The sequence below is a fragment of the Polaromonas sp. P1_G2 genome, assembly GCF_056405515.1.
The window spans coordinates 23,367-35,064 of the sequence record NZ_JBFUBY010000005.1; the positions used below are offsets into that span (position 1 = coordinate 23,367).

Genomic DNA, 11,698 nt, shown 5'->3' on the forward strand with positions numbered 1-11,698 from the left:
CTAGCCACCGATGTAACTCATTTCGACGCGCTTGCCGCTGCTGTCGGGCATGCTGGTATCCGCGGGCAGGGCGGCGCGCAGTTCAGAATAACGGTCGTCGCGCCCCTGCCAGATGTGGGCCACGGCGGCGGCGATCTGCTCGTCGGCATAGCCGCCGCGCAACAGGGCGCGCAAATCCTGGCCCTGGCTGGCGAACAGGCACAAAAACAGCTTGCCTTCGGTGGACAGCCGCGCCCGGTTGCAGTCGCCGCAAAAAGCCTGGGTCACGCTGCTGATCACGCCGATCTCGCCCGCGCCGTCGGCATAACGCCAGCGCTCGGCGGTTTCGCCGGTGTAGTTCGGGTTGACGGCGGTGAGCGGGAACTCGGCGTTCAGCCGCTCCACCACCTTGGCCGAGGGCAGGACTTCATCCATGCGCCAGCCGTTGGTGGCGCCCACGTCCATGTATTCGATAAAGCGCAGCACCGTACCGGTGTGGCGGAAGTGCCGAGCCATGGGCAGGATTTCCGCGTCGTTGGTGCCGCGCTTGACGACCATGTTGACCTTGAGCGGCGCGAGGCCGACCTTTTGCGCGATCTCAATGCCTTTGAGCACGTCGGCCACCGGGAAGTCCACGTCGTTCATGCGGCGGAAAGTGGCGTCGTCCAACGCGTCCAGGCTCACCGTGACGCGCTGCAGGCCGGCGTCCTTGAGCGACTGGGCCTTCTTGGCGAGCAGCGAGGCGTTGGTGGTCAGGGTGATGTCCAGCGGCTTGCCCTGCGGAGTCTGCAGTTTCGCCAGCATTTCGACCAGCACCTCGAGGTGCTTGCGCAGCAGCGGCTCGCCGCCGGTGAGGCGGATTTTTTCGACCCCGTGCGCCACGAACACCTTGGCCAGGCGGGTGATTTCCTCAAAACTCAGCAGCGAGGTCTGCGGCAGGAAGGCGTAATCCTTGTCGAACACCTCGCGCGGCATGCAGTAGCTGCAGCGAAAATTGCAGCGGTCGGTTACGCTGATGCGCAAATCCCGCAGCGGCCGGCCTCGCGTGTCGCTCAACAGGCCGGTGGGCGCTACCAGTCGGGCAGGGATGTGCGGCACGCGGCTTGCGTAGCGGATATCTGCCAGCGGAATGATTTTTTCGGTCGTCATCGTGAGGGGCCCAAGGGGAGAATTTACTCCATTGGCCCGCCCGAAGCGCTAAAAAGAGGCCTTATCCCCAAAGGATGGGCGGTATCGCGGAGCGATCCACGTCAGACGCAGCGGGCTCCATCTACCTCTATGCATACTCCGCTGATGAAATCGGCCTCATCGCTGGCCAGGTAAAGCGCCGCATTGGCGACGTCCAGCGCGGTCGAAAAGCGCCCCAGCGGGATGCTGGCGCGAAAGCGCGCCTTGCGTTCCTCGTCCAGCGGGCCACCGGCGAAATCGGCGGAGAGGCCGGTGTCGGGGTTGAACACCGGGTTGATGCAGTTGACCCGGATGTTGTCGGGGCCCAGCTCGGCCGCCAGCGATTTGGAGGTGGTGATGACGGCGCCCTTGGAGCCGTTGTACCAGGTCAGGCCTGGGCGCGGGCGCACGCCGGCCGTGGAGGCGATGTTGATGAAGCTGCCGCCGCCCAGGCTGCGGAACACCGGCGTGGCATGGATGGTGGCCAGGTAAATGCTTTTGACGTTGATGGCGTAGCACTTGTCGAAGTCGTCTTCGCTGACGTCGAGCGCGGGCTGGTTGCGGTGTGTCCAGCCGGCGTTGCTGACCATCACGTCGAGCCGGCCGTAGCGGTCCACGGCGGCCTGGACCAGCGCTTTCACTTCAGCGGATTTCGTCACGTCGGCGGCAAAAAAAGAAGCCGTGCCGCCGGCTTTGACGATGGCGCTCACCACTTTTTCGCCCAGGGCGACGTTGATGTCGTTGACGATGACCTTGGCGCCTTCGGCCGCCAGCCGCCGGGCGATGCCTTCACCGATGCCGCCACCGGAGCCGGTCACGATGATGGATTTGTCTTTGACCCGCATGGGCTTGTCTCCAGGTGTTTTGATTTATTGAACTGATACGTGAGCTTATTACATCCCGCCACCGGGACACACCGGGACACACCGGGACAGCCAGATCATTTTTTTTATGGCTCCCGATTTATTTGACCGGCGGTTTTGACCGTGTAGAAGTAAACGACCAGGTCATCCGGCGGTACAAACCGCGTAGCTTTGAATTCCAGCGTGCGTTTATCCACTTGTCGCGATTTCCCCGGGAAGCAAAGCGAGACGATCTGGTCTGGTGACGCCTTTTCGATCCGGAGTGTGAAACTGTCTATTGGCCCTTTCCAGTTACGGCCGGTACCCAGCACATACTCGAGGTCATTCAGGGTCACCCAGACCTCGCCGTCATTTAATTTTTGAAGCCGGTTGGCTTTGGAGATGACGGCGTCGTCGCCGCCTTCATGGGTGCATGCCCTGCGGCCGTCTTCCGTGCCTGAGTTGCCACCCGGCACCCAGGGCCTGAGCAAAGCGCTGTCATCCGGCTTACCGTTGTAGTTGTGGATTTGGTAGACCTGGCCCACTTTGGGTTGGTAGCTGTGTTCAATTTCCACCATTTTTCCTGCGGGGAATTTTTGTTCCCACCAGGCGGTCTCCTGGACGCTGAAACGGGGGGAGCCACCCTCTGCAATGCCCGGAATCCGCTTGACGACGGAGTCCGCGATGCACTGCTGCCCGCTGACTGCGCCAAGGTTGCAACTCATCGCGTTGACCATGTCTTTTTCCGTGTAACCCTGGGCCCGAAGCAATGCGCTGATGTCTTTTCCCTTGAGGAACGCCTTGGTATCAACACGTGTGTTGACTTTTTGGCCATCGACGCGAGTCTCGAACGAACTCATGGGGCCCACGTTGGCGTCCAGCTGCGCCTCTCCCGGGTTCCACCCAAAGCGCGGCATGGGAAAGGCCACGATGGTTTTCACATCGTTTTGGCTGTCGTTCAAAAACTTGTAGCGAACCCGTATGCGTGTGGGAGAAATTTCGAGAATTTCTTCCGCCATACGAATGGCGTCCGACCTGACCAGCTCGAGGCCGCCGGCGCCGACCCTGGCGGTGGAGTCGTTTGCATGTGCAGGCTGTGCCAGAAGTGATGCAAGCATCGCACCGGCCATCGCCCAAAGTTTTAATTTATCCATGCCGCACCGCCACGGTCTTCAAGGTCGTGAAGCCGTATAGCGCTTCGAAGCCCTTTTCGCGTCCGTAGCCCGAGGACTTCACGCCGCCGAAGGGCAGCTCCACGCCGCCGCCGGCGCCGTAGTTGTTGATGAAGACCTGGCCGCTCCTGACACGTTTGGCCATGCGGAACTGGCGCGCGCCGTCGCGTGTCCAGATGCCGGCGACCAGGCCGAACTGGGTGGCGTTGGCGAGTTCCACGGCGTGGTTTTCGTCCTTGAAGCTCATGGCGCACAGCACCGGGCCGAAGACTTCTTCCTGCGCCAGCCGGTGGGTGGCCGGCACGTCGCGCAGCAGGGTGGGCGCCTGGTAAAAACCGGTCTCAGGCGCTTCGTCGACGATCTGGCCCTGGGCCACCATGGCGATGTTGGCGACGTGCGCGTCGCTCAGAAAATCCCAGACGCGCTGCTGCTGGCTTTGGCGGATCAGCGGGCCCACGTCCAGGTCCATGGCGGCGGGGCCGACGCGCAGGTTTTCAAAGGCATGGCCCAGGCGCTGCAGCAGTGGCTCGTAAATCGCCTGCTCCACCAGCAGGCGGGAACCCGCCGAGCAGGTCTGCCCTGCGTTTTGCACGATGGCATTGATGATGGCGGGAATCGCGGCGTCGAGGTCTGCGTCGGCAAARACGATYTGCGGGCTTTTGCCGCCCAGCTCSAGCGTGACCGGGCAGTGGCGCTCGGCCGCCACCTGCTGGATCAGCGTGCCCACGGAGGGGCTGCCGGTGAAGCTGATGTGGTCTATGCCCTTGTGGCGCGCGAGTGCGTCGCCCACCTCGTGGCCGTAGCCGGTCACGATGTTGATGGCGCCGGCCGGAAAGCCGACCTCGGCGGCGAGCTGCGCCACGCGGATCAGCGAGAGGCAGGCATCCTCGGCCGGCTTGACCACGCAGACGTTGCCCGCGGCCAGCGCGCCGCCCACGCTGCGGCCGAAGATCTGCATCGGGTAGTTCCAGGGGATCACATGGCCGGTGACGCCGTGCGGCTCGCGCCAGGTCATCACGCTGTAGCCGTCCAGGTAGGGAATGGTGTCGCCGTGCAGCTTGTCGCAGGCGCCGGCATAAAACTCGAAGTAACGCGCCAGGGCCGCCGCGTCGGCGCGCGCCTGTTTGGTCGGCTTGCCGCAATCGCGCTGCTCCAGTTGGGCCAGTTCCTCGGCGTGTTCGGCCACCTTGGCCGACAGGCGCATCAGCAGGCGCCCGCGCTCGGCGGCATTGAAGCGGCTCCACACCAGCTCCAGGCATTCACGCGCGCTGCGCACGGCGGTGTCGATGTCGTGGGCGTTGCTGCGCTGGATTTCGTCAAATACCTGGCCGTCGGACGGGTCGATGACGGGAATGGTCTTGCCGGAGACGGAGGGGAGGGAGGCGTTGGCGATGTAATTGAGCTGCATCGCCTGATTTTGCTTGAAACCGGCCGTGGGGGCGCCGGTCAAGCGCTTCGCGGCCGGCCGAAAGTAACGGTTAAAAAAAGCGTGTGTTTTTCACGTCTGGATGTGGTGCGGCGGCGCCCCGTTTACAACATTTTTGCTGTGGGGAAATGGGCTTTTCTGTAGGATTGAACCTACACACGCACCTCGCCAATTCCTACATACGGAACGGTGCCTACATTGCGCCCCGCGGGCGCAGACCGCGGCCGCAGCCGGCAACTGCGGGCCGCAATCTGGACACATATTGCGATGACAGACCCCACCTCATGCGCGACCGATGCCGCTCCCGCCGGCGATGCACCCACCGCCGGCTCCGGCATGYGGGCCTGGCTTAAAACCACGGCGACCCGCCTGCGCGACTGGCTGACCATACAAAGCCTGGCCATGAAGCTCACGGTATTGGGCGTGGCGCTGATGATTCCGGCAAGCGCGTATTACGCCTGGTCCACCTTGGAACGGCAGGAAAAGCTGAGCCTGGAGGTCAAAGCGATGGCGGCCACGGGCCAAGGCGCCGAGGCGGCCTGGGCTTACAACACCACGTTGCCGGTGGTCTTTGGGAGCGGCTCGGTGCTGAGCTTTCTCGAGACCCACCCGGTCGCGCGCATCACCATCATTTACCGCCCGATTCTCTGGACCGTTTCCGAACGCTTTGTGCTGGTCGAGTCGGAGGGCCGGCAGTACGCCTATTACCCCTCGGACATGGAGACCAAGATCCTGGCCGACAAGGCCGTGACGGCGCCCTGGGGCGGCAAGCTGGCTTTTGTGCCGCAGGCCGCGCTTGACGGCGCCAGCAAGGACATGCTGGCGCGCCTTGAGCAGCGTTTCGGCGAGGCGCGTCCGCAATCCGAGCAGGACGCCTGGAAAGGCGGCGCCAGCGCGCTGGTGTCCGCCGCGCTGACCGTGGGCCTGCTGGCCTTTCTGTGGTTCCAGGTCGGCGGGCAACGGAAGGCCCTCAAGTTCATTTCCCCGCAGCAAATCAGCGGAGACCTGGAAGACCTGGTCGGCATGGACGACATCAAGGCCGAGGTCGCGCAAATCCGCGACCAGTACGAACGCCGCCTTGAATATGCGGCGTATGGCGTGAACAAGCCCTTCAATGTGATGTTCAGCGGCCCGGCGGGCACCGGCAAGACCAAGCTGGCCAGCTACCTGGCCAAGGAGCTGAACCTGCCGATTCTTTTCCATTCGGCCGCCAACCTGGAAACCGGTTATGTCGCCGGCGGCTCCAACACCTTGTCGCGCATCCTGGCGCTGGCCACGCGGCGCAAGCGCTGCATCGTCTTCCTCGACGAGGCGCAAGATCTTTTCATGCGGCGCGGCGGCAACCGGAAATACGACGACGACACGCAGAACATGCTGCTGGCCATCCTGGACGGCGTGCGGACCAAGTCGGATGCCGAAATCATCTGGATCGTGGCGTCCAATTTCAATTCGGCCAACCTGCAGATGGACGAGGCCATGCTCCGCCGCTTCCAGATGAAGGTCGACTTCCGCATGCCCAACCAGCAGGAGCGCCTGGCCATCACCGGCCACTACCTGCGTCAGCGCGCGGAAAAGGTGCTGCCGGATATGGACCTGCGGCATTTTGTGGAATTGACGGAGGGTTGCAGCCCGGCGGACCTCGAGACCATGGTCAACCAGGCCGGCATCATCGCCGTGCAGTCGGGCCAGATGATAGGCGCGCACACCCTGATGCAGGCCGCCGAGCGTGTGCTGGTGGGCAACGTCAACGACAACACCACCAAGGAGCGCGAGCGGGACCGGCGCATCATCGCCGTGCATGAGTGGGGCCACTTCCTGATGGACTTTCACCACCAGCGCAAGTTGGCAGGCGGCAACTGGGATGCCCTGCAAGCCGACATGAACACCATCAAGATTTCACTCAAAGCCAATCCGCGCAACAACGCGCTGGGCTTTGTACTGCACAAGCAGGACAGCAATCTCCTCAAGACCAAAGGCGACATGGAGCATGAAGTGCGCGTGCTGCTGGGCGGCATGGCCAATGAAGAGCTTTTCTTCGGAGAGGACGGCACCACGGGCGGCGCCCACAACGACATCACGCGCGTGACGCGGCTACTGCACCATGCGGTGGCTGAAATGGGCATGTACCGCAAGACCCGGCTGAACTATGCCGCGCTCGTCAAGGACGGCGGCACGGCCCCGCCGGACGAGGAAACACGCAGCATCATGGAAGCCCAGAGCGAACGGCTTTTCAGCGAAACCAAGGCTGTCCTGGCGCAATACACCGGACTGACGGAGCACCTGACCGGCTGCCTGATGCGATCCGGCGAGATGACGCTCAGCGAAGCGCTGAGCGAGATTCGCCGCTTTGAATTCCTCGCGGCGCCGGCGTTGCTGCAGGCTGGGCAAGGGGCGGGCCAGCTGATGCCGGCTTGACCGGCTGGCGGCGACGCCGCGGCAGCCTTGCTGTGTGCGTACAAAGAATAAGCCCTGCAGTGCAGGGCTTTTTGCTTGGGGCCGTAGCCGCTTTATCCGGCTAGCGGGAAGCGGGTGCAGCCGGCGTTGGCGTGGCAGCTGCGGCGGGCGCTTGCGTGGGCGCCGGGGCCGGCATGGCCGGCGCCGTGGGAGTGGCGGCCGGTGCGCTCACGGCGGCGGGTTCGGCCATGGGAGCGCTGGGCGCGGCTTGCGCGGCGCCGCCGTGGAACTTCATCACCAGCGGCACGATCAGCAGCGCCACGATGTTGATGATCTTGATCAGCGGGTTCACGGCCGGGCCGGCAGTGTCCTTGTAGGGGTCACCCACGGTGTCGCCGGTCACGGCGGCCTTGTGCGCCTCCGAGCCCTTGCCGCCGTGGTTGCCGTCTTCGATGTACTTCTTGGCATTGTCCCAGGCGCCGCCGCCGGTGCACATGGAGATTGCGACAAAGAGGCCGGTCACGATGGTACCCATCAGCAGGCCGCCCAGGGCTTGCGGGCCGAGCGCCAGGCCGACCACGATGGGCACGACCACGGGCAGCAGCGAGGGGATCATCATTTCCTTGATGGCGGCCGTGGTCAGCATGTCGACGGCGGTGTCGTACTCGGGCTTGCCGGTGCCGTCCATGATGCCCTTGATGTCGCGGAACTGGCGGCGCACTTCAACCACCACGGCGCCAGCGGCGCGGCCGACGGCTTCCATGGCCATGGCGCCGAACAGGTAGGGAATCAGGCCGCCGATAAAGAGGCCGACGATGACCTTGGGGTTGCTCAGGTCGAAGGTGATCACGCTGCCATAGGCTTCGAGCTTGTGCGTGTAGTCGGCGAACAGCACCAGCGCGGCCAGGCCGGCGGAGCCGATGGCATAACCTTTGGTCACGGCCTTGGTGGTGTTGCCCACGGCGTCCAGCGGGTCGGTGATGTCGCGCACGCTGCTGGGCAGCTCGGCCATCTCGGCGATGCCGCCGGCGTTGTCGGTGATAGGGCCGTAGGCGTCCAGCGCGACCACGATGCCGGCCATGCTCAGCATGGAGGTGGCGGCAATCGCGATGCCGTAGAGGCCCGCGAGCCCGTAAGCCGTCAGGATGGCGATACACACAAAGATCACGGGCCATGCGGTGGAGCGCATGGACACGCCCAGGCCGGCAATGATGTTGGTGCCGTGGCCGGTGGTGGAGGCTTGCGCGATGTGCTGCACGGGTTTGTATTGCGTGCCGGTGTAGTACTCGGTCACCCAGCAGAGCGCGCCGGTCAGGACCAGGCCGACCGCGCAGGCGCCGAACAGGCGCATCTGGGTGCCGGTGGCCGTCACGGCGTCGTCGGGCATCAGCCACTTGGTGACGAAGAAAAAGGCGATGAGCGACAGCACGCCGGCGATCGCCAGGCCCTTGTAGAGGGCCGGCATCACGTTCTTCATGCCGGGCGAGGCCTTGACGAAGAAGCAGCCGATGATGGAGGCGATGATGGACACGCCGCCCAGCGCCAGCGGATACACCGCGGCGGTGGCGCCCGCGCTGGACAGCAACAGGGCGCCCAGCACCATGGTGGCGATCAGCGTGACCGCGTAGGTTTCRAACAGGTCGGCGGCCATGCCGGCGCAGTCGCCSACRTTRTCGCCGACATTGTCGGCRATCRYSGCCGGGTTGCGCGGGTCGTCTTCGGGGATGCCGGCCTCGACCTTGCCCACCAGGTCGGCGCCGACGTCGGCGCCCTTGGTGAAGATGCCGCCACCGAGCCGGGCGAAGATGGAGATCAGCGAGGAGCCGAAGGCAAAGCCGATCAGCGGATTCAGCAGGTTGGCCAGCTTCAGGTCAGGCGTGTAGTTGCCGTTGCCCACCAGAAACCAGTAAAAACCGGTCACGCCCAGCAGTCCCAGGCCCACCACCAGCATGCCGGTGATGGCGCCGCCGCGGAAGGCGACGTCCAGGGCGGGGCCTATGCCCTTGGTGGCGGCTTGCGCGGTGCGCACGTTGGCGCGCACCGAGACGTTCATGCCGATAAAGCCGCAGGCGCCCGAGAGCACCGCGCCGACGACGAAGCCGATGGCGGTCTTGCCGTCAAGAAAGAAGCCGATGAGCACCGTGAGGACGACGCCGACGATGGCGATGGTTTTGTATTGCCGCGCAAGGTAAGCGGCGGCGCCGGTCTGGATGGCGGCTGCAATCTCCTGCATGCGCGCATTGCCTGCGTCCTGGGAAAGAATCCAGCTGCGTGCCCAGATGCCGTACCCGACGGCGATCAGTCCGCAGACCAGCGCAAGAATGAGCGCCGAGTTGCCTGTCATAGCTGACATTGAAATTCTCCTACGTTGTTTTTCGCTTGGAGGGGGTGCCACGCGAGCGGTGCCCCCGCTGCGTTGCTTCCTCGTTGCTTGTGTCACGCTTGGAGACAAGGTCGATTGGCCAACTCGCGAAATTTAACGCGAAAACATGACAAGTTCGCGATGCGTAAGCCCTGAATCAGTAAAATGAGGGTAAATACCGAGCTGCAGGTAGCCGCTAGTTATTACTCCTGGCGCGGCCAAGCGCTTATTCACGTGGTGTGAAGCCTTTCATTTCATTTCTTTCTCTTCAACACAAACCTCAAGCGACCATGTCCCTCGATAAAGTTTCTCCCGGTAAAAACGTTCCCGAATCCTTTAACGTGATCATCGAAATCCCGATGAACGCCGACCCGGTGAAGTACGAGGTGGACAAGGAGTCCGGTGCGATTTTTGTGGACCGCTTCATGAGCACGTCCATGCACTACCCGACCAACTACGGCTATGTGCCCAAGACCATCAGCGGCGACGGCGACCCGGTCGACGTGCTGGTGATTACACCGGTGCCGCTGATCCCCGGCGTGGTGGTGACCTGCCGCGCCATCGRCATCCTGAAGATGGAAGACGAAGCCGGCGAAGACGGCAAGGTGCTGGCCGTGCCCATCGACAAGAAATGCTCGCTCTACACCCAGTGGCAAAAGCCCGAAGACATGAACCCGCTGCGCCTGAAGACCATCTCCCACTTCTTTGAGCACTACAAGGACCTGGAAGAAGGCAAGTGGGTCAAGGTGTTGGGTTGGGAAGGCCCGGACGCGGCCAAGAAGGAAATCACCGACGGCATCGCCAACTACGCCAAGGGCTGAAGCTTTCGGGGCTCCAACAAAAAAGCGCCTGCAGGTTTTCCTGCAGGCGCTTTTTTCATTCCGTCGCCGCGGTGTTAAGTCGCCTGGGCCGGTTCCGGATAAACCAGGCCGTGGAGCCGTCCCTTGTCCTCGCGCGCGAAGGGCTTCCATTGGCCTTCGGGCTGGGCCAGCCGGTCGGCCACGGCCCACCAGGCGCTGGGGTTCACGCCCATGCCGATATGGCTGGCCAGCACCTCGATGTTCTCGGTTTGCGGATTGGCGGCGCTGGGCGCCTGGATGCTGGCCTGCCAGGCCACCACGCCGTCGCTGCGCGAATAAATGCTGGTGGTCGGTACGGGCGGGGCGGCGGGCAGGTCGTAGTTGTCGGATTCACGCTCCACGCTGCGGCCGCTGGTGAGCTCATAAATGCGCCAGGCATTGGTGGCCTTGTGCGAGCCCGCGAAGGGCGTGCCCAGCGTGATCACGCAGCGCACCTTGTCCGGCATTTCCTTGGCCAGCTCGCGCGCATAGACGCCGCCCAGGCTCCAGCCGATCAGGCTGACTTTGCGGCCCGTGGCCTCAAAAGTGCGGCTGAGGCTGTCGCGGGCCTCTTCGAGCACGCCGGCGCGCGGGCCGAAGTTAAAACCTTGTTCCCAGCCCCAGGGTTTGTAGTTGAGCGATTGCAGGTAGTGGCGCAACGGCACGGTGGTGGCGTCGTTGGCCGAGAGGCCGGGGAACACCATGACGGCATGGCCGTCGCCGCGCGGCGCGCGGGCCAGCAGCGGCCAGGCGGGCAGCAGGGCGCCGAATTCCCAGAATGCGCGCAACTCGAGTGCAAGCAGCCAGGCGCTGGGCGGAACATCGTGCGGGGCTGGTTTTTGGGAGTCTTGAAAGGCGGAAGAATTTCGCTTGGATGACGGGCTTGCCATGGCGTGGGGCATTGATTGTCTTTTGGAGTTCTGACTCAAACAGTATGGAGGCGCTTACGCTTGTTTACAGAGGGAGGCGCCTCTAACTTTGGCGGCCGCGCGCGGGATTTCGTCACGTTCGTGACAGCGGCCTTGCGGGTTTTTACCGGGAGCGCCTTGCGGGGGGCCTTTTTCGCCGCGGGCTTGGCTGGTTTTTGAGGCGCAACAGCGACAGGCGCCGCGCTGGCCATCAAGGACTGCGCCTCGGTGAAGGCCTCTTCGATCGCCCTGGCCAGGTCTTTGGCATGCGGCAGCGCCTTCTTGTCGGCAATGATGCCGAAATCCACATGGCCGGCGTAGGTCTGGATGGTGATGTTGAGCGCCAGGCCGTGCAGGATGATGGACAGCGGGTGGAAGGTCAGGAACCTGGCGCCGGCCAGGTACAACGGAACCGGAGGGCCCGGCACGTTGGAAATCGCCAGGTTGGCGACCATGGGCAGCCGGCTGGCCATGCCGCTTTTGCCATAGGCATTGAGCGCCATTTTGGCGGCCCCCCCTACCAGCCAGGGCGCCAGCAGCGAAGGGTAGTCGGTCGGTAGCAGGCCCTTGAGGTTTTGCATGGAGGTCTTGACCTTGGCGGTGGAGGCC

General features: G+C 63.7%; 9 protein-coding genes. 2 read left to right on the forward strand and 7 right to left on the reverse strand.

The window, feature by feature from the left end:
• The 4 genes from moaA to AC1D0P_RS01405 form a co-directional block, all read right to left on the reverse strand.
• On the reverse strand, positions 1 to 1,128 hold the full coding sequence (moaA, locus tag AC1D0P_RS01390; protein WP_477675035.1) for a GTP 3',8-cyclase MoaA: 1,128 nt from the start codon (positions 1,126 to 1,128) through the stop codon (positions 1 to 3).
• A 101-nt stretch (positions 1,129 to 1,229) separates the two neighbouring features.
• A complete protein-coding gene (locus AC1D0P_RS01395) occupies positions 1,230 to 1,991 on the reverse strand; it encodes an SDR family oxidoreductase (protein WP_477675036.1) in 762 nt (253 codons plus the stop codon).
• A 104-nt stretch (positions 1,992 to 2,095) separates the two neighbouring features.
• Positions 2,096 to 3,142: a DUF4424 family protein gene (locus AC1D0P_RS01400; RefSeq protein WP_477675037.1), complete on the reverse strand. Its 1,047-nt coding sequence runs from the start codon at positions 3,140 to 3,142 to the stop codon at positions 2,096 to 2,098.
• Positions 3,135 to 4,568 carry an aldehyde dehydrogenase family protein gene (locus AC1D0P_RS01405; RefSeq protein ID WP_477675038.1) on the reverse strand — a complete coding sequence of 478 codons (1,434 nt, stop codon included), beginning with the start codon at positions 4,566 to 4,568 and terminating at the stop codon, positions 3,135 to 3,137. The genes AC1D0P_RS01400 and AC1D0P_RS01405 overlap by 8 nt, the downstream gene beginning before the upstream one ends.
• A gap of 285 nt (positions 4,569 to 4,853) precedes the next feature.
• On the opposite strand from AC1D0P_RS01405, the gene AC1D0P_RS01410 reads away from it, so the two are divergent.
• On the forward strand, positions 4,854 to 7,001 hold the full coding sequence (locus AC1D0P_RS01410) for an AAA family ATPase (RefSeq protein WP_477675039.1): 2,148 nt from the start codon (positions 4,854 to 4,856) through the stop codon (positions 6,999 to 7,001).
• Between the two features lie 100 nt (positions 7,002 to 7,101).
• Here AC1D0P_RS01410 and AC1D0P_RS01415 read toward each other — a convergent pair whose 3' ends face one another.
• Entirely contained in the window at positions 7,102 to 9,324 is a 2,223-nt protein-coding gene (locus AC1D0P_RS01415; protein ID WP_477675043.1) for a sodium-translocating pyrophosphatase, read from the reverse strand.
• Positions 9,325 to 9,632: 308 nt separating this feature from the next.
• On the opposite strand from AC1D0P_RS01415, the gene ppa reads away from it, so the two are divergent.
• On the forward strand, positions 9,633 to 10,163 hold the full coding sequence (gene ppa, locus AC1D0P_RS01420; RefSeq protein WP_477675040.1) for an inorganic diphosphatase: 531 nt from the start codon (positions 9,633 to 9,635) through the stop codon (positions 10,161 to 10,163).
• Positions 10,164 to 10,237: 74 nt separating this feature from the next.
• On the opposite strand, the gene AC1D0P_RS01425 is transcribed toward ppa, so the two are convergent.
• Both AC1D0P_RS01425 and AC1D0P_RS01430 read right to left on the reverse strand, forming a co-directional pair.
• Positions 10,238 to 11,071: an alpha/beta hydrolase gene (locus tag AC1D0P_RS01425; protein ID WP_477675041.1), complete on the reverse strand. Its 834-nt coding sequence runs from the start codon at positions 11,069 to 11,071 to the stop codon at positions 10,238 to 10,240.
• Positions 11,072 to 11,106: 35 nt separating this feature from the next.
• On the reverse strand, positions 11,107 to 11,698 hold a 592-nt coding region (locus tag AC1D0P_RS01430; RefSeq protein ID WP_477675042.1), incomplete at its 5' end, for a WS/DGAT domain-containing protein.